The sequence below is a fragment of the Streptomyces sp. NPDC093089 genome, from assembly GCF_044754405.1.
Taxonomy (GTDB): domain Bacteria; phylum Actinomycetota; class Actinomycetes; order Streptomycetales; family Streptomycetaceae; genus Streptomyces.
Genome location: NZ_JBIVPA010000008.1, coordinates 165698 through 190095 on the forward strand (window position 1 = coordinate 165698; position 24398 = coordinate 190095).

Genomic DNA, 24398 nt, shown 5'->3' on the forward strand with positions numbered 1-24398 from the left:
GTCCGGCGCGCACCGGCCGCGTCACCGCCGCGGCAGGGGCACGCCCGCGGAGCGGAGCCCGGCCTCGGTGAGCGCGGTCAGCCGGGCCGCGACGGGCACCCGGCCCTCCCGGTGGTTGCCGATCAGCTCGTACCGGGCCGAAGCCCCGGCCCGGGTGCGCCGACCGGCGGGCAGGAGCCTGCCGTCGTTCAGCGCGGAGAAGTACGTGTGCAGGTCCCGCGTGGTCGAGATCATGTCGCCGCCGGCTCCGACCCGGGACGGGTTCCGGCGGGTGACGTCGACCGCCCGCTCCCGCTCGTCGTCCTCGGAGCGGCAGTAGCCGTGGTCGTGCGGCTCGGAGATCTCGGGCGAGGCACCCGGCGCCACGGTGCCGGTCATCCCCAGCGGTGCCGGGATCAGTTGCCGCAGCTCGTCGGCGAACGGACGGCCGGTGGCCTTCTCGACGACCAGCCGGGCCAGCACGTAGTGGGTGTTCACGTAGCTCCAGCCGTACGAGGTCAACCTGAAGCGTGATCCAGGCCACAGGGTCGCGGAGTCGACCCGTACACATCACCGCTCCCGGCACCTTCAAACGCGAAGCGCCGGATTTTCTCACGGTGTTGAGGATTCGGACCCCTCCTCCAAAAGGCGTTATCCATCCGTGACAAACGGGCATTTTGCCCCAGTATCATGCGATTCGCCGTGCACAGGGAGATCGATTCCTCCCTTCCGAGACTTCGGTGCATATATCACGCAAGGAAGCCTCGAACAAGACCTTCGGGCCAGGAAGTTCCTTCATTCGCTCGGTAACTTCGGCGCCCATGACCACTGCCCCTCTGACCTCCCCGGTCGACGGCGTCTCCATCGGACCGGCCCGCCTCGCGGACGGTGCCGAGCTCTGGCGGATCGCACGCGGCTCGGGGGAACTCGACCTCAACTCGCCGTACAGCTACCTGCTGTGGTGCCGTGACTTCGCCGACACCACCGCCGTCGCCCGTGACGCCTCCGGACGGCCGATCGGCTTCGTCACCGGCTACCTGCGCCCGGACGCGCCGGGGACGCTCTTCGTCTGGCAGGTCGCCGTGGAGGGTTCGCACCGCGGAAGCGGGGTAGCCGGGAACCTGCTCGACGCCCTGTCCGACCGCGTGGCCGCCGAGCACGGACTCCGCGGGATCGAGGCGACCGTCACGCCGGGGAACCTGGCGTCCGACCGGCTCTTCCGGTCCTACGCGCGGCGGCACGGGGCGGACCTGACCCAGGAGGTCCTGTTCCCGTCCGCCGCCTTCCCCACGACGGGGCACGAGTCCGAAGTGCTGTACCGCATCGGCCCCCTCGACCACCCGGCCCCGTGAACCTCCCCGCCCCGTGAACCGCCACGGCAGCCCGAACCGGCCCGCCGCCCGAACCGTCCCGCAGCTCCCACGCCGAACCAGACCCTGGAGAAGACACTCCGTGACCCTCACCGACATCGCCCCCTCCGTCTTCGAGACCGTCGAATCGGAGGTCCGCAGCTACTGCCGCGCCTGGCCGGTGGTGTTCGAGCGGGCCAGCGGGAGCCGGCTCCACGACGAGCAGGGGCGGCCGTACCTCGACTTCTTCGCCGGGGCGGGCTCGCTGAACTACGGCCACAACCATCCGGTGCTCAAGCGCGCCCTGCTCGACTACCTCGCCGACGACGGCGTCACCCACGGCCTCGACATGTCGACCACGGCCAAACGCGACTTCCTGGAGACCTTCCGCTCGACGATCCTGGAACCCCGCGCGCTGCCCTACAAGGTGATGTTCCCCGGCCCCACGGGCACCAACGCGGTCGAGGCCGCGCTGAAGCTCGCCCGCAAGGTGACCGGGCGCGAGACCGTCGTCTCGTTCACCAACGCCTTCCACGGCATGTCCCTCGGCTCGCTCGCCGTCACCGGCAACGCCGCCAAACGCGCCGGAGCGGGCGTCCCCCTCCCCCACGCCACCCGGATGCCCTTCGACCACTACCTGGGCGGGCGGGTCCCGGACTTCCTCTGGTTCGAGCGGCTCCTCGACGACCCCGGCTCCGGCCTCGACCAGCCCGCGGCCGTGATCGTCGAGACGGTCCAGGGCGAGGGCGGCGTCAACGTCGCCCGCGCCGAGTGGCTGCGCGCGCTCTCGGAGCTCTGCCGCCGGCACGGCATGCTCCTCGTCGTGGACGACGTCCAGATGGGCTGCGGGCGCACCGGCGACTTCTTCTCCTTCGAGGAGGCGGGCATCACGCCCGACATCGTCACCCTCTCCAAGTCCATCAGCGGCTACGGCCTGCCCCTGGCCCTGTGCCTGTTCAAACCGGAGCTCGACGTCTGGGAGCCGGGCGAGCACAACGGGACCTTCCGCGGCAACAACCCCGCCTTCGTCACCGCCACCGCCGCCCTGGACGCGTACTGGCGCGACGGCGTCCTGCGCGAGCGCACCCTCGGCCGGGCCGGCCGGGTGGAGAGCGCCCTGCTCGACCTCTGCGGCAGCGACGGGCGCGCCGGCGTCGCCGTCCGGGGCCGCGGTCTGGTCTGGGGCCTGGAGTTCGCCGACGGGGAGCGCGCCGAGGCCGTCTGCCGGCGGGCCTTCGAACTCGGGCTGCTCCTGGAGACGTCGGGGCCGCACGGCGAGGTGGTCAAACTGCTGCCGCCGCTGACCGCCACGGACGACGAACTCGACGAGGGCCTCGGCATCCTGGCCCGCTCCGTGCGCCACGCCGCCGGCCGCCTCGCCGCCTGATCACGCCCCGGGCCCGCCGCCCCGGGCACCCGAGCACCCTCCACCGAAAGGTCATCGCCCATGATCGTCCGTTCCTTCGACGAGCTGGAGAACACCGAGCGGCACGTGCGGGCCGCCTCCGGGACCTGGGAGAGCAAGCGCATCGTGCTGGCCCGCGAGCGGGTCGGCTTCTCCCTCCACGAGACGGTGCTGTACGCCGGCACCGAGACGTCCATGTGGTACGCGCACCACGTCGAGGCCGTCGTCTGCACCGCCGGCGAGGCCGAACTCACCGACCACGAGACGGGCCGGACGTACACCATCCTGCCCGGGACGATGTACCTGCTCGACCGGCACGAGCGCCACACTCTCAAGGTCAAGCGGGACTTCCGCTGCCTCTGCGTGTTCAACCCGCCCGTCACCGGCCGCGAGGACCACGACGCGAACGGCGTCTACCCGCTCCTCACCGAGCCCGGCCCGGCCTGACCCTCCCGACCCGCCCGGCCCGGCCGCACCCGGCCGTCCGGGCGGGCGGGCGGCTCCGCATCACAGGCCCGCCGCCCGTCGTCACGCGCCCGCACCCCCGTCCGTACGCGAAAGGAAGGCACTCCAGCCCATGACCTCCGCCCCCGCCCGTCCCGTCGACCTCTACCCCACCCGCGGCGCCGAGGAGGTGCTCATCGGCCGCAAGGACCCCGTCGTGTGGTGCGAGCCCGGCACCGCGGGACCGTTCTGGGCCCGTGAACTGGAGGAGTACGACCGCGACGGGTTCGTCACGGTGGACGAGCTCGTCACGGCCGACGAAGTGGACGAGCTCCGGGCCGAGCTCGACCGGCTCGTCGCCGACCCCGCCGTGCGGTCGGACGAGCGGGCGGTCGTCGAACCCCGCTCCCAGGAGATCCGCTCCGTCTTCGAGGTCCACCGGATCAGCGAGGTCTTCGCCCGGCTCGCGGCGGACCCGCGGGTCGTGGGCCGCGCCCGCCAGATCCTCGGCTCCGACGTCTACGTCCACCAGTCCAGGGTCAACGTCAAGCCTGGCTTCGGCGCCAGCGGCTTCTACTGGCACTCCGACTTCGAGACCTGGCACGCGGAGGACGGCCTGCCGCAGATGCGGACGGTGTCGGTGTCGATCGCGCTGACCCCGAACCGCACCACCAACGGCAGCCTGATGATCATGCCGGGCTCGCACCGCACCTTCCTGGGCTGCGCGGGCGAGACGCCCCGGGACAACTACAAGAAGTCGCTCCGGATGCAGGACGCCGGGACACCGTCCCACGAGGCGCTGACGACCTTCGCGGACGCCTGCGGGATCCGCCACTTCACGGGTCCGGCGGGCTCCGCCACCTGGTTCGACTGCAACGCGCTGCACGGTTCGGGCGACAACATCACCCCGTACCCGCGGAGCAACGTGTTCCTGGTCTTCAACAGCGTCGAGAACCTCCCCGAGCTGCCCTTCGCCGCCCCGGTCCGGCGCCCCTCGTTCATCGCAGCCCGCCCCGGGGACCGGTCGTGACGGCCGGCAGCGGACTCGACCGCCGCCGGTTCCTCACCCGGACGTCGCTCGCCGCCGGCCTCGCCCTGACGGCCGGCCCCCTGGCCGCGTGCACCCGCACCGAGCCGGGGACGGGCGCGCCCCGCGGCGACGGCGGCCTGCTCACCGAGCTGCGCCGGCAGGGCTTCGTACGGGTGGGGTTCGCCGGCGAGGCACCGTACGGCTTCCAGGAAGGCGGTGAACTCGCGGGCGAGGCACCGACGTTGCACCGCGAGATCTTCTCCGCCCTCGGCGTGCGCGAACTACGGCCGACGCTGACGGAGTTCGGGGCGCTCATCCCCGGGCTGCTCGCCGACCGGTTCGACGTCGTCAGCGCGGGCATGTCGATCACGCCGGAGCGGTGCGCCAAAGTGCTCTTCTCCGAGCCGGAGTTCGTCTCGCCCACCGCCCTCATGGTCCGCTCCGACGACCCGAAGGGGCTGAGCGACCTGGAGTCCTGCGCGGCGGCGGGCGCCACCGTGGGCGTGCTGACGGCCGCCGTCGAGGCCTCGTACGCGAAGGCGGCGGGCGTGCCCGACGGGCGGGTGAAGACGCTGGCCCGGCAGCAGGACGGGCTCGACGCCCTGCTGGCCGGCCGGATCGACGCCTTCGCGCTGACCGCGATCTCACTGCGCTGGCTGGCCCGGACGAACCGCGGCGCCCCGGTACGGGTGACCGAGCCGTTCGTCCCCGTCGTCGACGGGGTGCACCAACTGGGCGCGGGCGGCGCGGTGTTCCGGTCGGGGGCGACCGAGCTGCGCGACGCCTTCAACCGCGAGCTGCGGAAGATCACGGGCTCGCCCGACCGGTTCGTCGGGCTCATCGGCCGCTACGGCTTCACCGCACGCGAGGTGCCGCCGCGCACCCTGCGCACGGCGGACCTGTGCGCCGGATGAGGGGCCGCCGCCGTGGCTGACTTCCTCTCCGAGGTCCGCGGCGCGCTCCCCAGGATCGCCGACGGGCTGCTCGTCACGGTGGAGGCCACCGTGCTCGGGGCCGCGCTCGCCCTCGTCCTCGCCTACGCGCTCGGGCCGGCATCCGGTTCGGCGCGGCTGCCGGTGCGGGGCGGGGCGCGGCTCGTCGTCGAGTTCTTCCGCGGCACCTCGCTGTACGTCCAGCTGTTCTGGCTGTTCTTCGCGCTGCCGATGCTCGGGTTCCGGCTCGAACCGCTGGCCTGCGGCGTCCTCGCGCTCGGCCTCAACTTCGGGGCGTACGGCGCCGAGGTGGTGCGGGGCGCGGTGGCCGCCGTGCCCCGCGCCCAGACCGAGGCGGGGATCGCGCTGTCCATGGGGCCGGGGCTGCGGCTGCGCCGGATCGTCCTGCCGCAGGCGCACGCCCTGATGGTCGCCCCGTTCAAGAACCTGCTCGTACAGCTCCTGAAGGCGACGCCGCTGCTGTCCCTGGTCACGGTCCCCGACCTCACCTTCCAGATCGACCAGGTGCGTTCCGCGACGGGCGCGACGGCCGCCTCGTACCTGCTGCTCCTCGGGGTCTACGGCGCCATGGCCGCGGTGCTCGCCGTCCTCATGAACGCCCTGGAGCGGGCGGCGAAGGCCCGGCTCGGGCAGGAAGGCGGTGTCTGATGTGGGACGGGGAGGCGGCCGGCGACGCGCTGCCGACGGTCCTCGAAGGGTTCGGCGTCACGCTGCTCGCGACCGCCCTCGGCTTCGCCGTGGCGGTGGTGCTCGGCCTCGTGCTCGCCGTGGCCGGGCGGGCGGGCCCGCGCTGGGTGGCCGTTCCGCTGGCCGGCGCCGCCGGCTTCGTCCGCTCGACACCGCTCCTCGTGCAGCTCTTCGCGGCCTGGGTGCTGATCCCCTCCCTCGATGCGCTCGCGCTGGGCGTCCTCGTCCTGGGCGTGCACTACGCCACGTACCTCTCCGAGGTGTACCGGACGGGCATCGACGCCGTTCCGCGCGGCCAGTGGGAGGCGTGCACGGCGCTGTCGCTGCCGCGCCGGCGGGTGTGGCGGACGGTGGTGCTGCCGCAGGCCGTCCGCAACGTCCTGCCGCCGCTGGGCAACTACGCGGTCTCGCTGTTCAAGGAGACTCCCCTGCTGTCGGTGATCACGGTGCACGAGATGGTCCACGAGGCGAACACGTTCGGCAGCACGCACTTCGCCTATCTGGAGAGCTTCACCCTGGCCGGCGCGGTGTTCCTGCTCGCGAGCTGGCCCACGTCCCTGCTGGTACGACGACTGGAGGCACGCCTTGCCCACTGAGGACCCGGCGGTCCGCTTCGAGCGGGTCACGAAGCGGTACGGGGACCACACGGTGCTCGACGCGCTCGACCTGGAGGTCGGCCGCGGTGAACGGGTGACGCTGATCGGCCCGAGCGGCTCGGGGAAGACCACCATCCTGCGGCTGCTCATGACGCTGGAGCGGGTGACCGACGGCGTCATCCACGTCGACGGGGAGCCCTACTCCCACATGCCCGGCAGGACGCCGGGGACGCTGGTGCCGGCGAGCGAGCGGCGGCTCGCCGAGCGGCGGCGCCGGATCGGCATGGTCTTCCAGCAGTTCAACCTGTTCCCCCACATGAGCGTGCTGGAGAACGTCGTCGAGGCGCCCGTGCACGTGCTCGGCGAGAGCCGGGAGGCGGCGGACCGCACGGCCAGGGACCTGCTGGACCTGGTCGGCCTCGCCGACAAGGTCGACGCCCGCCCCACCCGGCTCTCCGGCGGCCAGCAGCAGCGCGTCGCCATCGCCCGCGCGCTGGCCATGCGCCCGGAGATCCTGCTCCTCGACGAGGTGACCTCGGCCCTCGACCCGGAGCTGGTCGCCGAGGTCCTCGACGTGCTGCGGGACATCGCCCGCGGCACGGACATCACCTTGCTGTGCGTGACGCACGAGATGGGCTTCGCGCGGGACGTCTCCGACCGGGTCCTCATGTTCGACCAGGGCCGCGTCGTCGAATCCGGCCCGGCGGACGAGCTCCTGGACTCGCCCGCGCACGAGCGCACCCGGGCGTTCCTCGGCGCGGTGCGCTGAGCCGTCAGGGGTGCCCGTGGACGAGGACGGAGACGGTGCCGGCCGTGCGGTGGCGCTCCGCCCATGCGTCCAGCGCCGCACGGCAGGCGTGGTCGAGGTGGTGGATCCCGGCGAGGTCGAGTTCCACCGGGCGGTCGCCCGGCAGTGATTCGAGCGTGTCGAGGATCTTCGGCAGCCGCAGGAAGTTGGCGTTCCCGGACAGCCGCACCCGCACCGGGCCATGGCCGTCGTCGGTGTGCTCGACCCGGAGGTGCGAGACGTCCCAGGCCGCCTTGGCGACGGAGAGGACGAGGCCGATCAGGACGCCTTCGAGCATGCTGACGGTGACGATGGCGCCGGCCGTCACGACCAGGACGAGGGCCTCGCCCCGGTGTCCGCGCCACAGGGCGACCACTCCCCGGAAGGGGATGAGCTTCCAGCCGGCGTGGACGAGGATCCCGGCGAGCGCCGCGAGCGGCACGTGGGCGAGGGTGGCGGGCAGCAGCGCGGCGAAGACCAGCAGCCACACGCCGTGGAGCACCCGGGACGCCTTGGTCCTGGCGCCGGCCTGGACGTTGGCCGAACTGCGGACGATCACGGCGGTCATGGGCAGCGCGCCGAGCACGCCGCACACGGTGTTGCCGACGCCCTGGGCGACGAGTTCCCTGTCGTAGTCGGTGCGCGGCCCGTCGTGCAGCCGGTCCACCGCCGCCGCGCCGAACAGCGACTCGGCGGAGGCGATCAGCGCGAAGGCGAGGACCGTTCCGAGCAGGGCGACGTCGGTCAGCGCGGCGAAGGCGTCCGGGCCGGGCGTCCGGACGGCGTCGAGGACCCCGCCGACCCGCACGGTGGCCACGGGCAGGTCGAACAGCGCGGTCGCGAGGGCCGCGAGCAGGACCGCGACGAGCGCTCCGGGGACGGCCCGCAGCGGTTTCGGGGCGTGCCGCCAGCCCACGATCACCACCACGGTGGCGGCCGCGACGGCGAGCGGCGCCAGGGTGCCGGCGGCGCCGGTCAGCGCCCGCCAGAGCGTGGCGGGCAGTCCGACGATCCTGTCCGTGCCCGACGCCGGGGCGCTGATGCCGAGGGCCGCGTAGAGCTGGCCGGCCACGATGACGAGGCCGATGCCGGCGAGCATCCCCTCGACGACCGAGACGGAGATGGCACGGAACCAGCGGCCCCACTTCAACAGGCCCACCACGACCTGGAGCAGACCCGCGAGCAGCACGATGACGCCGAGCGCGGGCAGCCCGAAGCTGCTGACCGCCTCGAAGACGAGCACGGTGAGCCCCGCGGCCGGTCCGGAGACCTGGAGGCTGCTGCCCCGCATGAGGCCGGTGACGATTCCGCCGACGATGCCGGTGACCAGGCCGAGTTCGGCGGGGACGCCGGAGGCGACGGCCACGCCGACGCACAGCGGGAGTGCCACGAGGAAGACGACGAGGGACGCGGCGAAGTCCTGCCGGAGATCGGGCCAGGAGGACGGCATGCGGTTCTCTCCCCTCACTGCGCGACACACGTTCGGGCATCGCAGGGAAGGGAATACGCCCTCGGGGACCCTCGCCGGGGGCGCTTCCGGGCGTCACCGGGGTTTCCGACCGGAAGCGGCCGCAACGTGACCCGATCACCTACGGGAACGGCGCCCGGGAGCGCGGCACGGCGGGGCGCACCGGCCGCAGGCGCCCCGCTCACCCGCGCCGGGGAGGGCGTACGGGCTCACGCGGGGCGCAGGGACCCGCTCACCACCAGTACGCGGGGTACCTCGGTGCACGGCGGCGGATGCGGGACGCGCAGTACGCGGTGAGGACGAGGAGGACCGTGGCCCCGAAGAGGAGCGGCACGAAGCGGGCCGGCTCGGGCGCCTGGAGCACGATGACGACGGGGGTCGCACAGGCCGGGGAGTGCGGGGTCCTCGCGAGCGTGGTGAGCGCGAGGGTCACGCCGGCCGCCACGGCGGCGGCCCACGCGCTGCCGCCGGCGGCGGCCGCCACCGCGTATCCGGCGGCGGCGCCCAGGAGATGGCCGACGACCACGCTGCGGGGCCGGGCCGGCGGCAGCGCGGGCGCGCAGTGCACCAGGGCCGCGCTGGCGGCGAGCGGCGGTATCAGCACCGGCTCGTGGATCAGGGCGCCGAGGGCGACGAGCCCGAGCAGGGCGGCGGTCGCCGCGCTGACGTTGTGGAAGGCCGCGCCGGGTGCGGGGCGGGCCGGGGCCCGGCCGCTCATCCTCGGTCGGCGGGGGCTCCCCGAGGGGGCTTCGGTACGCAGGGCGGTGTGGGTGCTCATGTGATGCGGTGTTTCCGGGCAGGCGGCCGTGGGCGGGACGAGACAGGGGGCGGGACGGTCGTACGGGACCCTGTGGTCGACAGTCGGCCCGGTCATGCGCCCGCTCCTGGTCCGGCGGCGTGACCTCCCACCACTCCAACCAGCGGTTTCGCGGCGGGAGAGGGCGGGCGGGATGAGCGGCTCTCGGGCGGCCGGGCGGGGGCAGGCGGGTCTCGGGCGCCCAGGTGCGGGGGAGGCGAGCGGCGCTCTCGGGCGCGGGGGCGGACGGCTCTCGGGTGGAAGGGCGGCCGCCGGTCCGTGGAAGGGTGGACCGCCGGTCCGTGGAAGGGTGGACCGCCGGTCCGTGGAAGGGTGGGCCGCCGGTCTGTGGAAGGGTGGGCCGAATGACCCAGGACTCCTTCGCACTTCTCGCCGGGGCCGCGGACTCCCCCGTCCTCCTCCACGTACCGCACTCGTCGCCCGTGGTGCCGCCGGACGTGCGCGAGGGCATCGTGCTCGGCGACGGGGAACTCGCCGCCGAGCTGGCCCACATCACCGACGCGCACACCGCGGAGATCGCCGCCGTCGCGGCGGGCGCGGCAGGGACGGCGCCCTGGCGGTTCGTCAACCGGCTGTCCCGGCTCGTCGTCGACCCGGAGCGCTTCCCCGACGAGCGCGAGGAGATGCTCGCCGTGGGCATGGGCGCGGTGTACACGCGCACGACGCACCGCGCCGCGCTGCGGCCCGCCGGGTTCGACCCGGAGCCGCTGATCGACCGGTACTTCACCCCGTACGCCGAGGGCATGACCGAGGCCGTGGCGGGGCGGCTGACGGCGACCGGCCGGGCGGTGATCGTGGACGTCCACTCGTACCCGACGGAGCCGCTGCCGTACGAGCTCCACGGCGACGGGCCCCGTCCGCCGGTCTGCCTCGGCACGGACGCGTTCCACACGCCGCCCGCGCTGCTCGCCGCGGCGCGGGAGGCGTTCGGCGGGTTCGGGGGCGTCGCGACGGACACCCCGTTCGCCGGGACGTACGTGCCGCTGCGGTACTACGGCCGCGATCCCCGGGTCTCCGCGCTGATGGTCGAGATCCGCCGCGATCTCTACATGACCGAGCCCGGCGGCCCCGCGGGCCCGGGGGCCGAGGCCCTCGGGACCGCCCTGGCCGCCCTGGTCGACGCGGTGGTCCGGTAGGAGCGCGCGCCCGGCGCCCCTTCGGGCAGCGGCACCTGTCCGCGGAGCTGCACCCCGGGCCCTTCCGGCCTCCCGGCGGCGCCCAGGGCAGCACCTCGTAACAGGTCAAGTCGACCGAACGGCGTAAAATCGTGCACATGAGCCCACTCAGGTACGAGCTGGTGTTCTCCGATGCCACGGGTGCGGCCCAGGACGCCGTGGTCGTGGAGCGGACGCACTCCACGGGGTCCGGGGGCCATCCCGTGTACACCGACACGACCGGCATCATCCGTGCGGAGATCAGCGACCGCGGCGAGGTCCGCGTCCTCGCCTCGGGCGGCCATCAGCAACCCGCACAGAGCGTGGTGGCCCGGCCGCTCCCGGACGCCGATCCGAAGGCTCCGGGCACTCCGGGGGATCCCGCCGGCTCCGCCGCCTGACGCCCCTCGCCGTTCTCGTCGTTCCTTCAGTTCTCGTCATTCCTTCATTCCTTCAGTTCTCGTCATTCCTTCATGCGTGCGGTCGGCCCGAGCGGCCCGGGGATCCGGCGCGGTTCGCATCCCGACGAACAGCGAGGCCCCCCACCTGTCCTGGTAGGGGGTCTCGTCCGGTAGCGGCGCGGGCGGAGTTGCCGCCCTTCGCGGGCTCAACGGCTCTTGTACATCGGGACCGTGAAGCTGACCTTCTTACCGTTGTGGTAGGTGGTGCTGTCCCACACCGAGATGTGAGACCTGTCCTGCATCCGCAGGTGCAGCACCTCATCGGCGTTGCTCCAGTTGTATCCGACGAACTGGAAGTTCGGCTCGGGGCTGTCTCCCATTCTCCTGCTTCCCCAGCTGCAGATACGCGACGAGTCGTGCTCGCAGACGGACCAGGCTTTGGCGTACAGGTGGCAGTCTCCTCCCTGCCATACGTCGATACGCTTCAGCCTCGCGTCGGACGAGCGCCACGTTCCGTTGAACCGGTTGGCGGAGCACGAAGCGGCTGCTTCTTTCGTCGAGGTGACGGTGAGCACCACAGAGAGGGAGAACGTCAGGGCGGCCGTCAAGAGCACGGCCATGATCTGGCGTAGCGGAATGCGGGCATAAGAGATCTGTGTCATCGTGAACCTCCGATAGCGGGTCGCAGCGGATGGCGGGTCGCAGCGCGAGGCATCCCGTCGTCACACGACGCGTTGTCCCCCTGCTGCGGCTGAACGCCACGCATTCGGGCCCGGATCATTTCGCCCTTTACTCCCCGCCTATTCCAGATCAGCACTCCGCAATCCTGATCGCAAGTCGGCAGAATTTCGCATTTCGCGCACTATTCAATGATGAATGCGATCCAAAGTGGATCAGTCAATGAATGTGAATGCGCGGGCGACAAGGCGCTCTGCGATCAGGGTGAGGGCGCGTCCGCCGTCCAGATCTTCGAGGCGTCGCTCCGGCCCGGACACCGCGCAGAGCGCCGTACTCGGCCGAGCGGCGGACGGACCCCCAGCCGTTGCAGACAAGTAGCCGTGGAGAGGTTCGGGGATACGTGTCATCGGTGCGGGCCACGCGGGTGATCGGGGCGCGACTTCACTGGCGTTGGCGCGGCGTTCGGTCATTCCGCTCGACGAGGCGAGACAGTGGACGGGATTTTCGGCCGGACCACCCCGGGGCCCATCGACGTCGGCAGCCGGGCGTGGTTGGTCGTCCGGCCGCCGACTCGCTCGCAAGGGGATGCATCGATGACCGACGCCGACTCGCCCTACCGTGATCTCCGCGCGCTGGTGATCAACTGCACGCTCAAGCGGTCGCCGGAGCGCAGCCACACCCAAGGGCTGATCGACATCAGCACCGGCATCATGGAGCGCCAGGGTGTCGGGGTCGAAGTGCTGCGGGCGGTGGATCTCGACCTCGCGACCGGTGTGTGGCCGGACATGACCGAGCACGGGTGGGAAACCGACGAGTGGCCCGTCATCTACTCGAAGGTGATGGCCGCGGACATCCTCACCTTGGCTGGACCTGTATGGCTGGGAGACAACTCCTCGGTCATGAAGCAAGTGATCGAGCGCCTGTACTCATGCTCGTCGATCCTCAACGATCGTGGCCAGTACGCATATTACGGGCGGGTCGGGGGTTGCTTGATCACCGGCAACGAGGACGGCGCCAAGCACTGCGCGATGAACGTGATCTACAGCCTGCAGCACCTGGGGTACGTGATCCCTCCGCAGGCGGACGCCGGCTGGGTCGGCCCGGCCGGGCCGGGCCCGTCGTACCTGGACGAGGGCTCGGGTGGCCCGGAGAACGACTTCACCAACCGCAACACCACGTTCATGACGTGGAACCTGCTGCACCTCGCCCGGATGCTCAAGGACGCCGGCGGCATCCCGGCGTACGGCAACCAGCGCTCCGGGTGGGATGCCGGCTGCCGATTCGACTTCGAGAACCCCGAGCACCGTTGAGCGATGAGCGCGGACCACGGCGCGGGTCCCGTCGTCGCTGCCGGCCCTGGACGGTCGATCACGGCCGGGTGGTGGGGGACGCGTCTCGTGCGCGAGCTCGTCAGGCCCAGACCTGGTTGTCGCCGCCGTGGCAGTCCCACTGGGTGGCCGGGGCGCCGTTGTCGGTGCGCCAGCCACCGATCTCCAGGCACTTGCCACTGTTCACGTTGATCAGGCGGAGGACGCCTTCGCCCAGGACGTCGGTCCTCCACTGCTGGTTGGCGCCGCCGTGGCAGTCCCACTGACCGATCTGGGCTCCGTTGGCGGTGGACCAGCCCTTGACCTCAAGGCACTTGCCGCTGTGGGCGTTGTAGATCAGTCTTCCCTCGCCGTGGGGGACCCCGAGCCACTTCTGGTTGTTTCCGTCGTGGCAGGTCCACTGGCCGACGCCGGCTCCGTTGGCCGTGGACCAGCCGCCCACCTCCAGGCACTTGGCGCTGTTCCAGTTGGCCAGCCAGTACCACTCGGACAGGTCGGCGGCGGAGGCGGGTGAGGGGGGCAGGGCCATCGCGATGAGCAGGGCACCGCCGGCGGCGCTCAGCACGCGGCGGACGGTCTTGATGGCGTTCAGGCACACGAAGGTTCTCCTCACATGGACGGTCGAACTTGCTTTTCGCCCGCGTCGGGCGCATGGGCGAGATGTCAATCGCGTCGCCGAGGCGACGATTGCGCGGACCGGAAGCAGACCTGATTGCAGGAATGCGATCCCGGGCGCGGCGCACCGCTACTGACGGTCCGGCACTCGATTAGACACTTTCGGGAGATGGCCGCAATGTGCGACCGATGCACGGCCGCTCCATATTCCGTGCAGGGTTCGGCCCGCCCCTCCGTGCAGCTCCCCCTACGCGCCGTACCGGCTGTCCAGTGCTCGCCTGTCCGCTGGTCAAACCCGCTCCGTGTCCGTCACGCATCCATTCGGCGCAAGCGCCGCCGATTGCGGATCCTCCCCTGCGAAGCGCAGGTTCTCGGCCAACACCGCGGCGAGTTGGCGAGCAGTGAACCGGGCTGCTGGCTGCGGAAACGACCTGTCTCGAGCGGGGAGGGAAAGAGAGGGTTTCATTTGAGCCACAGAAGAATCCCCCTTTACAAACCGGGGTGTTCGACAGTTAGCGTTCGGGGCGCCTCAGGGGGGAGGTAACGCATCACGTCTCCTTCCTCCGGCATGCCCTCACTCGGGGCGAACGAACAGGGAAAGGAGAATCTGATGAGCACCCGGCGCAAGAAAGTGGCCGGTCTGATGGCAGGTGTCGCGCTCCTCGGGGTCGGCGGCGTCACGCCGGCGAACGCGGGCGTCACCGCGGAAGGCCAGTTCGAGTCCCACATCTCGTGGTGGACGGCTCCGACGGAGTCCCGCCGCTGGTGGGACAACAACGACACCTGGGACTACACCGGCATCTACTTCTCGGGATGCCGGTCGGATGACGACTACCGGGGCTACGACTACGCGTCACTGCGCCTGTGGAAGGACATCTCCGGCGCCCCGGACCGCAGCAAGGGCACCCGGGACAACTACTGCGGGTGGGTTGACTACGGCGATCCGGACGACGCGGGCAACTACTACTTCGCGCTGACGGACGTCGGTAACGGCGACTACATCGACATCAACTACGTCAAGGTCGCCTGGTAGTCGCAGGCCGGATCGGGGTCGGATCTCCGACCCGCGAGGGTGCCGCCCGGTGTGGGCGGTGCCGGACACACGGAAGAGGGATCAAGTGAAGATCGGTTTGAAGCCGTTGGCCGGGGTGATGGCCGGTGCCGCGCTGCTGGGTGCGGTGTCGGTGGTTCCGGCGCACGCGGCGGAAGGTCAGTTCGAGTCGTACATGACCGGATGGCGGGTGGGTGACGAGTCGCGCCGCTGGTGGGACAACAACGACACCTGGGACTACACGGGCATCTACTTCTCGGACTGCATCTCGGACGGCGGTAGTGGGTTCAACCAGGCCTCGCTGCGGCTGTGGAAGGACGTCTCTTCCGCTCCGGACCGTTCCAAGGGGACCCGGGTGAACTACTGCGGGTGGGTCGACTACGGCGACCCGGACGACGCGGGCAACTACTACTTCCAGCTGACGGACATCCACAGCGGCACGTTCCTCACCGTCAATTACGTGAAGGTCGCCTGGTAGTGCGGTTGTTGAACCAGTAGTGCGAGGGTCCCGGTGGATTCAGCACCGGGACCCTCTCCTGTCAACTGTCCCACGACCAAAGCCATCCCGCCGGCAGTGGGGTGGCGGATTGCGCATCCGTCCATGACTCTGGTTTTTGATCATGTTTCGTTCCGGTACGGGAGGAAGGCGCCCGTTTTCCACGAGTTCAGCCTCCGGATCGACGCGCGGGCAACGGTCCTCCTCGGGCCGAACGGAGCCGGCAAGTCCACACTGATGGGCATCGCCGCCTCGCACCTGACCCCCGCCTCCGGGTCGGTCACCTTCGACGGAGCCACGGCGAAGGGCCGCCATCGGGCCGCCTACCGCGAACGCGTGGCGTGGATCCCCCAACGGATCGATCCCGTGCCCGGGTTGACCGTGCGCGAGCAGGTCGCCTACGCGGGTTGGCTCAAAGGCATGCCGAAGGACGCGGCGTGGAGAGCGTCCGAGGACGCGCTGCGCCGCGTCGACCTCACCCGCCTCGCCGAGCGAAAGAGCAACCAGGTGTCCGGCGGGCAGCTCCGCCGCATGGGAATCGCGGGGGCGCTGACCCACCGCAGTGAACTGATCTTGATGGACGAGCCGACCGCCGGCCTCGACCCCACGCAGCGCCTGGTGTTCCGAAAGCTCGTCGACGACCTCGCCGGCAGCGTGCGGGTGGTCGTCTCCACGCACCAGACCGAAGACCTCGCCGACCTGTACACGCAGGTGGTCGTCCTCGCCCACGGCGAGATCTCCTTCCAGGGCAGCCCCGCCGACTTCCACGCCCTCGCACCGGCCGCCACAGGCGGGCGCGAGCAGGCCGAAGCCGCCTACGCGACACTCGTCGGACGGGAGATCTGACCGATGCGTACCACCACCCTCCTGCGGTCCTCCTCCGCCGGACTCATGCTCGTCTTTCTTGCCGGCTACGTCCTGCTGCTCCTCTCGGAGCCGATCACCCTGGGCACCGTCCCCGGTTACGGGCCGTCCGTCCTGGGCAACGCCTCCTACACGATCCCGTTCGCCGCGGCCGCGTGCGCGGCGAGCGGCGCGTGGGAGAGCGCACGCCTCCGCCGGGGCAACGTCTTCGGGCAGGCTCCCTCCCGCGGCCGCCTCGCCGTCGCGCTGCCGCTTCTGGTCCCGGTGTGGGCCATGGGCGTTGTCGGGATGCTCATCGCGGTCGGTGTCGCGGTCTCGGCCGCGGGAACGCTTCCGTCGTTCTCCCACCTGGGCATGTTCGTGGTGTACGCGCTGTTGATGGCGGCCGCCACGCTGGCCGGGTACCTCCTGGGCGGGCGTCTTCCGCAGCTCGCGGCCGCACCGTTGGCGATGGTCGCCGGGTTCTGCCTGACCGCGTTCCCCGGATCCTGGGACACCCCGTGGCCCCGCCACCTCGTGGCCGGCGCCTACGACAGCTGCTGCTCGGTCGGCTCGGTCATCGACCCCACGGCCGTGTGGGCCCCGCTCCTGTTCGCCGGCGGGATCATCACCGCGTGCCTCCTCGCGATCGCCCGGTCCAGCCTCTGGAAGCCCGTGACCGTCCTGGTCGCCGCGTCCGTGGCCTCGGGCTTCCTGGTCGTGGACATGGACTACGACCCGGTCCTCGACCGGAACCCCGACGCTTTGGTCTGCGACGGCGCCGGCGTCCCGGAAGTGTGCCTGTGGCCCGAGACTCCGGGACGCGCCGGGATCGCCGCGACCACCCGCACCTACAGCGAACGACTGAAGGACGCCGGCCTTCCCGTGCCGTCCTCCCTCACCCAGAACCGCGTCCTCAGGCCCGGACAAGCCGGCTTCGGAGGCAGGGGTCAGGTGCGCGAGCAGGACATCACCGTCAACCTCGCCAACACCCTGCTGCCCCCCATCCCCACGTGCGCCCGGATCAGTCACAGGTACCCGGCGTTCCCTGCACGGGGACCGCTCACCGCATGGCTGACCGGCATCGCCACCCAAGCGCCTCCGGCACCGATCCCGGGCCGGGTCTCCCCCGACGACGCCAGACTCGCCGGGATGGTCCTCACGCTGCCCTCCGATCGTCAGCGCGCCTGGTACGACACGAACCGGGCCGCACTCACCGGCTGCGACCGGAAGCCGACCCTGAACCCTGAAGGAGCAGGCCGGTGAACTGGTGGGCCGCATCCCGTGACGTGCCCGTCCTCGCCGCCGTCACCGCCGTGACGGCCGGCGCGGGCCTGGCATTCGGGCAGAGCCTCATCCCCGTACCCGCGATGGTGGGCGGGGCCGGCCACTTCCTTCTCGCGGCGCTGATCACCGTCGTCCCCGCCGTGACATGGCTCGCCTTCACCGGCCGTGCCCGGGGCGCCACCGAATCGGTCGCCGTGCGGGCGGTCCACCGCCTCGACACCTCACTCGCCGTCGGCTGCGCGACCCTCACCCTGAGCACGGCCGTCCTCGGACACTTCGCGGGCGCCGAGTCGGTGGCCCTGTCGATCGGCCGGAACACCGCCTTCTACCTCGGCCTGGCACTCCTCCTCAACCCGCTCACCGGCGCGCGGATCGCAGCCCCGGTCCTCACCGCCGTGCCACTGGTCCTCGCCGTCGGAGGGTGGAAGAGCGGCGGCGGCATCGCGCAGCCGTGGGCTGTCGTCCTGCACCCGGCAGCCAGCACGGCCGCCCTCCTGGCCGGCGTCGCGGTCCTGGTCGCCGGGGCCACGTTCAGCAGCCTCAAGCCGCCGCGCGACACTTCCGGCTGACCGGTTCAACGGGTGGGGTGACAGGTGGTGTGACAGCTGGAGTGTCACCACCGGCAGATCGATCGACGAGATTCTCCACCCGGTGCGTACCCGCGGTCACAGGGGATCTCGGGCCGGGCGGACCCGCCGGAAGTCCGACGGGTCACCGCGGACAAGGCCCGTGAGCAACGGACCCGTCCGCGAGACCTGTGCGGCAGTCGGCGGCCCGGGCGCGGGGGTGGGGGCCCAGTGCCTCCCCCGTGCCCACCCGCTCGGCGCGGCCGCACAACGGACGGTCAGGAGTAGACGGTCGTCCAGTTTCCGCTCTGCTCCGCGGGCACCGACGCGATCGTGTCACCGTAATACGTGGCGAAGGAGCAGGAGTTGTTCCTGTAGAAGGTGACCCTGGCCTCGCCCCTCCACCACCAGCCGCTGATCCAGGTGTCCCGGCTCGGCGTGAGGAAGCAGCCCGACACCGATTCGCCGTTCTGGTTGTAGCCCTCGATGCGGATGGAGTAGACGACGGTGCTGGTGTCGTGGAAGTGGATCTGCTGACCGCTCGATCCGGCGACCGACTGACCTGCGGAACCCAACACCCCGGCGACGGCCAGAGCAGCGGCCCCGACGGTGGTGGCAACCTTCTTGCGCAAGCTCATACATCCCCCATGAGGACAGATCTCGGATACCTCCTCGCGGAAAGCGAGGGGCGTGGAGACTCGGCTGTCACGGGCCGCTGCCACTGTCGGTGGCGCGCGGAGAGGCCGACGCGCCTTGCCGGATCGTCGTCCCGTGGCTCCGTTCGCACTGTGACGCCGTCTCCAGCGGAGAATTTAGGCCCGCGCAGTCCGTGGTGGTGTGCGTGGCGTGCAGGGTTTCCGTCCCCTGCGTGCCGCTGCCCCCCAGGGAGAACGTGCGGTGTTCGGTGGGGGTGATCCCGTAGACCTCACGGAACGCCCGGCTGAAACCGGTGGGGCTGGGGAAACCCCAGCGGGCCGCGATCACTTGAACGGGCCGACTGCTCAGTTCTCCGCACGCGAGGTCGGCACGGGCGCGCTCCAGCCGGCTTCGGCGGATGTGGGCCGCGAGGGTCAGGGGCTGGTCGGCGTAGAGGTTGTACAGATGCCGCAGGGACATGTTGTGCCGGTCGGCGATCATCTGGGGCGTCAGTCCGGGGTCGCCGAGATTGTTCTCGATGAAGCGGTGGATCCGCTGCAGCGTCTCCTGCGCACGGGCCTCGGCAGGCGCCTCGCCAGGGTCACCGAGCTGCCGCGCGAGGAACGCGGTGGCCAGTTCGAGAGCGACGGAACCCATCCCGTTCAGCTCCTCCGGACGACAGCCCGGGCCGTACGAGAGCAGCGTCTTCAGGAAGTCGGCGAGGATCGCCCCGGACCCCTCGTGTGCGGCCAGGCCCTGCGCGAGGAGGCGGTCCAGACGATCCGATCGCAGTGGCAGTGCCTGACGGGGAATCTGCAGGACCACCGACTCGATCCGTTCGCCGGTGCACTCCCCCTTGCTCGGCCGCGAGGTGTCGGTCAGCACAAATCCTCCCGCGACGACCGATTCGTTGCGTCGCTGGGAGATGCGTAAGCCACCTTGCGTGATGAGCGCCAGCTGCAAGTGCTCGGGATCGCCGCGCCGGACGTGAGCCGAGGTACGGCGCGAGAACACCGGCGAAGAAGAAACAGCGGACAGCCGCACCACGCCGAGATCCAGATAGGTGATGCCCGCCCGGAAGTCGGCCGCATGCCGGGTACTGAGCATGATGGGCATCACTTCGGTGGACACCGTTTCACAGAACCAGTCGAACCTGTCCTCACGCGCCGCGACAGCACCTGACGCAACCAGCCATTCCATGCGATCCCCCGTACTTCGATTCAGCAGCGCTCCGGTCCCCTGCCGGGTTGTCGCACTGCCGTGCTTCACCCCGACCGCGCCGTGATCATTATCAAGCACCCGCATTCGAACACGCGCTCTTATATGTCGAATGGGGACTTCGTACGGAGCCCGTCGGTTCCCAGCCCGTCGGCCCGGACACGGGCCTGCTCCGCCGGCCGTCCGCCAGACCTCGCACGGTCCCCCGCTCGGTGGGGGTGCGCAGCGGGCCGCTCGCCGGCGTCTTCGGCACCACCGTTCCCCGGCGCCCGTCCGCCCGTTCGGGCCTGGCGGCGGCCGTCGGGCAGACCGGTTGGCGGGGCGCTTGCATGATCGATTTCTTCAACGGTCAGACGTGATTTGGGTTTGTCGGAGAATCATCAATACGATCCGGCGATGATCACGAGAAAACGGCTGGCGACCGGGGCCTGCGCGCTGCTCGCCGCCCTGAGCGTCGCGCTCCTGCCGACGGGCGCGGCCGCCGACGAGCCGGCGAAGGAATCACCCAAGGTCGAGCTGGTGCTCGACGTCAGCGGCTCGATGCGGGCCAAGGACATCGACGGCCAGTCGCGCATGGCCGCGGCCAAGCAGGCCTTCAACGAGGTCCTCGACGCGGTCCCCGAGGAGGTCAGGCTCGGCATACGCACCCTCGGCGCCGACTATCCGGGCCAGGACCGCAAGCGGGGCTGCAAGGACACCCGGCAGCTGTACCCGGTCGGGCCGCTCGACCGGACCGAGGCCAAGACCGCGGTGGCCACCCTGGCCCCGACGGGCTGGACGCCGATAGGCCCGGCACTGCTCGGCGCGGCCGACGACCTCGGCGACGACGGGGCGACCAAGCGGATCGTGCTCATCACCGACGGCGAGGACACCTGCGCTCCGCTCGACCCCTGCCAGGTGGCACGGGAGATCGCGGCGAAGGGCATCCACCTCGTCATCGACACGCTGGGCCTGGTGCCGGACGCCAAGACCCGGCAGCAGCTCACCTGCATCGCGGAGGCGACCGGAGGCACGTACACCTCCATCCACCGCACCGAGGACCTCTCGCGCCGCGTCCGCCAGCTGGTGGACCGCGCGGCCGACCCGGTCGTCACCCCGGTGGCCACGCAGGGCGCGGTGCGGTGCGACAAGGCCCCGCAGCTCAAGCCCGGCCTGTACACGGACCGCGAGTCCTTCGGCGAGCACCGCTGGTACCGGGTGGACCTGCTGCCCGGCCAGGAGCTGCGCGCCTCCGTCAGCGTGTCCGCCGACCGGGCCGTCAACAACGACTACGGCGTGCTGCTGCGGGCCGTCACCCTCCACGGTCGGGAGATCGTCCGCGGTTCCGAGGCGGGCGACGGGCGGACGGACGTCGTCTCGACCGGTCTGCGCTACCCGAAGCCGGACCTCGACGACGGCCCCGGGGACGCCAAGCCGGCGGCCGAGACCGTCTGCCTCCAGGTCAGCAACTCCTTCTCCGCCCCGCCGTCGGTGAAGACCGTGCCGGGCATGCCCATCGAGCTGACGGTGGACGTCGTCGACGGTCCGTCGAGCGCCTCGGACGTGGCCTCGTTCGGTCTCGGCCGCGGCTGGTGGCTGCTCGGCGCGCTGGTGCTCGTCGGGTTCCTGGCCGGTCTGGTCTGGGGCTGGCTGTCCCGCTGGCGCGTCGCTGTCTGGAGGACCCACTGATGCGTACCGTACGCATGCTCGCCACGGCCGCGCTCGCGGGCGCCGCCCTGCTCGGTCTCGCGGCTCCCGCCGCCCTGGCCGACTCCCCCTCCGCCACCCCGGACCCGAGCGCGAGCGCGGGCTCGGGGGCGGGACCGACGGAGGCCGGGACCACGTTCCGTACCGCCGCCCGGTTCCTCCCGGGGCAGGAGGCCACCGCGCAGGCCGCGACGGGTGACTACCTGTACTGGGTGTTCCCGGCGGACACCGGTCAGCGGTCCACCGTCCGCGCGACGGTGACCCTGCCCGAGGCCGCCCTGCGGCACGGGGCCGCCACCTGGCGGATCGACGTGTACGACGGGCTGCGGCGGCGGCAGCCGTGCATGTACGGGATGCAGTCCCGTGCTGCGGCGCCGGAGGCCGCGACCGCCGAGCTGGCCTGTGTGCTGCGGCCGGTGCGCGCGTCGGCCGACGCGTGGGCGAACGACCCGCTGCCCGGCAGCTACTACGTCCGGCTGACCGTCACCGGGCTGCCGGAGGAGGACCTCGGGCAGCCGTTCACGGCACGGATCGGGGTCGACACGCTCGACAAGGGCGGCGCCTACGCGAGCGACGGTTCGCTCGGCGCGCCGCTCGTGCCCGGGGCGACCACCGCCGACCAGGCGAAGGCGGACGAGGACGCGGGCCGGCGCACCGCCGTCGAGGCCGCGGCCCCGGAGGACGGCTGGTCCTCCGGCTGGTGGTCCGACCGCTGGCTCTGGACGGCCGCGGGCGGCGTCCTCGCCGCGCTGGCCGGCATCGGCGGATACGTGCTGACGCGCGGCACCGGCCGCCCGCCCCGCGTCCCGCCGGCCGTCTGACCGGTCCCGTACGCGGCGCAGGCCCTCACCGTGCACGGTGGGGGCCTGCGCCTTTTCCGCCGGGTCCCGCCCGGGCGGCCGGGTTCCGCCCGGGCGGAACCGGCGCCGGTCCGGCCGGGCGGTGTCGGGGAGGGAAGCCGGTCTGGACGAACGGCGCCGGGCGGGGAAGCCGGTCTAGCCGGACGGCGCCCGGCAGGGAAGCCGCTCGGGTCGGGCCGCGCCGGGCGGGGAAGCCGGTCCGGCCGAACCGCGCCGGGCAGGGGAGCCGTTCAGGCCGGACCGCGCCGGGCGGGGAAGCCGTGGGTCCGGGCGCCGGCCACCACGGCCACCACCGGCACGAGCAGGAGGAGTACGCCCCACGGCAGGGCGCCCGCGCCGAGCAGGTCGAGGAGGAGGCCGCCCGCGAGGCCGCCGGCAGCCATGGCCGCGTTCCAGAGGCTGACCAGCATCGTCTGGGCGGTGTCGGCGGCGGCCCCGCCCGCTTCGGCGACGGCCGTCTGCAGCAGGGTCGGCGCCCCGCCCCAGCCGAGCCCCCACAGGGCGGCGGCGACGAGGACCAGGGCGGTGCTTCCGGCCGGTGCGGCGAGGGCGGCGGCCGCGACGGCGACGAGGAGCGTGCCGGCGAGGGTCAGGGCACGGAGCCTGCGGTCGATGTGACGGCCGGTCACCCCGATGCCGGCGAGCGAGGCGGCGCCGAAGACGAGCAGGACGAGTCCGGTGGAGCCGCCGAGGCCGAGGTGGCCGAGGGAGGCGGCGACGTAGGTGTGGAGCACGGTGTGGGCGAGGACGAGGGCGAAGGTGACGGCGAGGACGGGGAGGACGCCGGGGACCTTGAGGGTCCGCGCGGCGGGGGCGCGGGCGCCGCGCGGTTCGCCGGGCAGGTCGGGGACGGCGAGGGCGATCCAGCCGAGGAGCCCGGCGGCGATCACGGTCATCGCGGCGAAGGCGGTCCGCCAGCCGACGGCCTCGCCGAGGAAGGTGCCGGCCGGCACGCCGAGGGAGAGCGCGAGGGGGATGCCGGTCATCGCGACGGCGACCGCGCGGCCTCGGAGGTGGGCGGGCGCGATCCGGCGGGCGTATCCGGCGAGCAGGGCCCAGGCGACGCCCGCGGCGACGCCGGCGAGGAACCGGGCGCCCAGGGTGAGGGCGTACGAGGAGGAGGCGGCGGTGACCGTGTTGGCGGCGGCGAAGCCGGCGACCGAGGTGAGGAGCAGCCGCTTGCGGCGCCATCCGGCGGTCCGGGCGGCGAGCGGGACGGCGGTGAGGGCCGTGCCGAGGGCGTAGACGGTGACCGACTGGCCCGCCGCGGCCTCGCCGACTCCCAGTCCGGTGCTCAGGGCGGGCAGGAGGCCGGCGGGGAGGGTCTCGGTGAGGCTGGTGACGAAGACTGCGGTGGCGAGGGCGAGCAGGGCGGGGAGCGGCAACCGGCCGGAGGGCGGGCGGTGTTCGTCGTGTGCGGGCGCGCGGGTCGCCGGACCGGCCGCCGCTGTCGTGTCGTGGCTCATGCTCCGTATGCTCGAACCCTCACATCGATGTCAAGGTCAAGCGATTGCCCGGAGGGGGCTTCCCATGCGGATCGGCGAGCTGTCCGAGCGGACCGGGACACCGCGCAGGCTCCTGCGCTACTACGAGGAGCAGGGTCTCATCGTCGCGGACCGGCTTCCGAACGGCTACCGCGTCTACGACCCGTCGAACGTCGACCGGGTGGCGCAGATCCGGGGACTGCTCGACGCCGGTCTGCCGACCCGGATCATCAAGCAGATCCTGCCCTGCCTGAACAAGCCGAGGACCATCCACTTCCCCGACGCGACCCCGGAGATGCTGGCGACGCTGGAGGGCGAGCGGGACCGGATGACCGCCCGGATCCGCTGCCTGACCCGGAACAGGGACGCGGTGGCCGAGTACCTGGACGCGGTGCGGGAGAAGCCGGCGGCGGGGTCGCCGTAGCCGACGTCCACGGCGTCACCCTGGCCTCGGGCCGCCGGACCGACGCGGACCACGTCGTCGTCGCGACCGGTCTGCGGGGGCGGCGACCCCGGCCGGGCGGCTCCGGGTCGACGAGCTGCTGCGGCACGGGCGTGCCCGCCCCGGCACAAGGCGCCC

General features: G+C 72.0%; 27 protein-coding genes. 19 read left to right on the forward strand and 8 right to left on the reverse strand.

The genetic code is table 11. The features are described 5' to 3' along the window. Positions 1-21: 21 nt before the first annotated feature. Entirely contained in the window at positions 22-477 is a 456-nt protein-coding gene (locus ACIQFX_RS20210; RefSeq protein WP_402464974.1) for a serine hydrolase, read from the reverse strand. A gap of 323 nt (positions 478-800) precedes the next feature. On the opposite strand from ACIQFX_RS20210, the gene ectA reads away from it, so the two are divergent. From ectA to ehuA, 8 genes are all read left to right on the forward strand, one after another. Further along, positions 801-1331, forward strand: a complete 531-nt coding sequence (ectA, locus tag ACIQFX_RS20215) for a diaminobutyrate acetyltransferase (protein WP_402464977.1) — start codon at positions 801-803, stop codon at positions 1329-1331. A 100-nt stretch (positions 1332-1431) separates the two neighbouring features. Beyond that, positions 1432-2715: a diaminobutyrate--2-oxoglutarate transaminase gene (gene ectB / locus ACIQFX_RS20220; RefSeq protein WP_402464979.1), complete on the forward strand. Its 1284-nt coding sequence runs from the start codon at positions 1432-1434 to the stop codon at positions 2713-2715. A gap of 60 nt (positions 2716-2775) precedes the next feature. Beyond that, positions 2776-3180: an ectoine synthase gene (locus ACIQFX_RS20225; RefSeq protein ID WP_402464982.1), complete on the forward strand. Its 405-nt coding sequence runs from the start codon at positions 2776-2778 to the stop codon at positions 3178-3180. A 130-nt stretch (positions 3181-3310) separates the two neighbouring features. Then, the gene (gene thpD, locus ACIQFX_RS20230; protein ID WP_402464985.1) at positions 3311-4207 is read left to right on the forward strand and encodes an ectoine hydroxylase; all 897 of its coding nucleotides are present in this window, start codon (positions 3311-3313) and stop codon (positions 4205-4207) included. Further along, positions 4204-5121, forward strand: a complete 918-nt coding sequence (gene ehuB, locus ACIQFX_RS20235) for an ectoine/hydroxyectoine ABC transporter substrate-binding protein EhuB (RefSeq protein WP_402464988.1) — start codon at positions 4204-4206, stop codon at positions 5119-5121. Before thpD ends, ehuB begins: the two co-directional genes overlap by 4 nt. Before the next feature lie 12 nt (positions 5122-5133). After that, positions 5134-5808, forward strand: a complete 675-nt coding sequence (ehuC, locus tag ACIQFX_RS20240) for an ectoine/hydroxyectoine ABC transporter permease subunit EhuC (RefSeq protein WP_402464991.1) — start codon at positions 5134-5136, stop codon at positions 5806-5808. After that, positions 5808-6443 (forward strand): ectoine/hydroxyectoine ABC transporter permease subunit EhuD, encoded by a 636-nt coding sequence (gene ehuD / locus ACIQFX_RS20245; RefSeq protein WP_402464994.1) that lies wholly within the window; start codon positions 5808-5810, stop codon positions 6441-6443. The genes ehuC and ehuD overlap by 1 nt, the downstream gene beginning before the upstream one ends. Next, the gene (ehuA, locus tag ACIQFX_RS20250; RefSeq protein WP_402464997.1) at positions 6433-7212 is read left to right on the forward strand and encodes an ectoine/hydroxyectoine ABC transporter ATP-binding protein EhuA; all 780 of its coding nucleotides are present in this window, start codon (positions 6433-6435) and stop codon (positions 7210-7212) included. The genes ehuD and ehuA overlap by 11 nt, the downstream gene beginning before the upstream one ends. Positions 7213-7216: 4 nt before the next feature. Here ehuA and ACIQFX_RS20255 read toward each other — a convergent pair whose 3' ends face one another. Both ACIQFX_RS20255 and ACIQFX_RS20260 read right to left on the reverse strand, forming a co-directional pair. Further along, positions 7217-8680 carry a SulP family inorganic anion transporter gene (locus tag ACIQFX_RS20255; protein ID WP_402465000.1) on the reverse strand — a complete coding sequence of 488 codons (1464 nt, stop codon included), beginning with the start codon at positions 8678-8680 and terminating at the stop codon, positions 7217-7219. A gap of 250 nt (positions 8681-8930) precedes the next feature. Continuing rightward, positions 8931-9476: an HPP family protein gene (locus ACIQFX_RS20260; protein WP_402465003.1), complete on the reverse strand. Its 546-nt coding sequence runs from the start codon at positions 9474-9476 to the stop codon at positions 8931-8933. 383 nt (positions 9477-9859) lie between these two features. Between ACIQFX_RS20260 and ACIQFX_RS20265 the strand changes: the two genes are divergently transcribed. Together ACIQFX_RS20265 and ACIQFX_RS20270 are read left to right on the forward strand one after the other, a co-directional pair. Further along, a complete protein-coding gene (locus ACIQFX_RS20265; RefSeq protein WP_402465006.1) occupies positions 9860-10651 on the forward strand; it encodes an N-formylglutamate amidohydrolase in 792 nt (263 codons plus the stop codon). Positions 10652-10788: 137 nt separating this feature from the next. Continuing rightward, positions 10789-11070, forward strand: a complete 282-nt coding sequence (locus ACIQFX_RS20270; protein ID WP_402465009.1) for a DUF6296 family protein — start codon at positions 10789-10791, stop codon at positions 11068-11070. A gap of 206 nt (positions 11071-11276) precedes the next feature. Here ACIQFX_RS20270 and ACIQFX_RS20275 read toward each other — a convergent pair whose 3' ends face one another. Continuing rightward, positions 11277-11732 (reverse strand): hypothetical protein, encoded by a 456-nt coding sequence (locus ACIQFX_RS20275; protein ID WP_402465011.1) that lies wholly within the window; start codon positions 11730-11732, stop codon positions 11277-11279. A 609-nt stretch (positions 11733-12341) separates the two neighbouring features. Between ACIQFX_RS20275 and ACIQFX_RS20280 the strand changes: the two genes are divergently transcribed. Beyond that, positions 12342-13058, forward strand: coding sequence for a flavodoxin family protein (locus tag ACIQFX_RS20280; protein WP_402465014.1), 717 nt, complete (start codon positions 12342-12344; stop codon positions 13056-13058). A 100-nt stretch (positions 13059-13158) separates the two neighbouring features. Here the strand turns inward: ACIQFX_RS20280 and ACIQFX_RS20285 are convergent, their stop codons facing one another. Further along, positions 13159-13674: an RICIN domain-containing protein gene (locus ACIQFX_RS20285; RefSeq protein ID WP_402465017.1), complete on the reverse strand. Its 516-nt coding sequence runs from the start codon at positions 13672-13674 to the stop codon at positions 13159-13161. A 627-nt stretch (positions 13675-14301) separates the two neighbouring features. Between ACIQFX_RS20285 and ACIQFX_RS20290 the strand changes: the two genes are divergently transcribed. From ACIQFX_RS20290 to ACIQFX_RS20310, 5 genes are all read left to right on the forward strand, one after another. Beyond that, a complete protein-coding gene (locus ACIQFX_RS20290; protein ID WP_402465021.1) occupies positions 14302-14724 on the forward strand; it encodes a hypothetical protein in 423 nt (140 codons plus the stop codon). 85 nt (positions 14725-14809) lie between these two features. Next, complete coding sequence (locus ACIQFX_RS20295; protein WP_402465024.1) at positions 14810-15220, forward strand: hypothetical protein; 411 nt, start codon at positions 14810-14812, stop codon at positions 15218-15220. A gap of 123 nt (positions 15221-15343) precedes the next feature. After that, a complete protein-coding gene (locus tag ACIQFX_RS20300) occupies positions 15344-16084 on the forward strand; it encodes an ATP-binding cassette domain-containing protein (RefSeq protein ID WP_402465026.1) in 741 nt (246 codons plus the stop codon). Positions 16085-16087: 3 nt separating this feature from the next. Next, positions 16088-17347: a hypothetical protein gene (locus ACIQFX_RS20305; protein ID WP_402465029.1), complete on the forward strand. Its 1260-nt coding sequence runs from the start codon at positions 16088-16090 to the stop codon at positions 17345-17347. Continuing rightward, complete coding sequence (locus tag ACIQFX_RS20310; RefSeq protein ID WP_402465032.1) at positions 17344-17937, forward strand: hypothetical protein; 594 nt, start codon at positions 17344-17346, stop codon at positions 17935-17937. The genes ACIQFX_RS20305 and ACIQFX_RS20310 overlap by 4 nt, the downstream gene beginning before the upstream one ends. Before the next feature lie 275 nt (positions 17938-18212). On the opposite strand, the gene ACIQFX_RS20315 is transcribed toward ACIQFX_RS20310, so the two are convergent. Beyond that, positions 18213-18566: a hypothetical protein gene (locus ACIQFX_RS20315; RefSeq protein WP_402465034.1), complete on the reverse strand. Its 354-nt coding sequence runs from the start codon at positions 18564-18566 to the stop codon at positions 18213-18215. Positions 18567-18639: 73 nt separating this feature from the next. Further along, a complete protein-coding gene (locus ACIQFX_RS20320; RefSeq protein ID WP_402465037.1) occupies positions 18640-19770 on the reverse strand; it encodes a helix-turn-helix domain-containing protein in 1131 nt (376 codons plus the stop codon). 414 nt (positions 19771-20184) lie between these two features. On the opposite strand from ACIQFX_RS20320, the gene ACIQFX_RS20325 reads away from it, so the two are divergent. Next, positions 20185-21456, forward strand: a complete 1272-nt coding sequence (locus ACIQFX_RS20325; RefSeq protein WP_402465040.1) for a VWA domain-containing protein — start codon at positions 20185-20187, stop codon at positions 21454-21456. Further along, positions 21456-22295 (forward strand): hypothetical protein, encoded by an 840-nt coding sequence (locus tag ACIQFX_RS20330; RefSeq protein ID WP_402465043.1) that lies wholly within the window; start codon positions 21456-21458, stop codon positions 22293-22295. The genes ACIQFX_RS20325 and ACIQFX_RS20330 overlap by 1 nt, the downstream gene beginning before the upstream one ends. 269 nt (positions 22296-22564) lie before the next feature. On the opposite strand, the gene ACIQFX_RS20335 is transcribed toward ACIQFX_RS20330, so the two are convergent. Beyond that, positions 22565-23800 carry an MFS transporter gene (locus ACIQFX_RS20335; protein WP_402465046.1) on the reverse strand — a complete coding sequence of 412 codons (1236 nt, stop codon included), beginning with the start codon at positions 23798-23800 and terminating at the stop codon, positions 22565-22567. 64 nt (positions 23801-23864) lie between these two features. Between ACIQFX_RS20335 and ACIQFX_RS20340 the strand changes: the two genes are divergently transcribed. Next, positions 23865-24242 (forward strand): MerR family transcriptional regulator, encoded by a 378-nt coding sequence (locus ACIQFX_RS20340; protein ID WP_402465049.1) that lies wholly within the window; start codon positions 23865-23867, stop codon positions 24240-24242. Positions 24243-24398 lie beyond the last annotated feature (156 nt).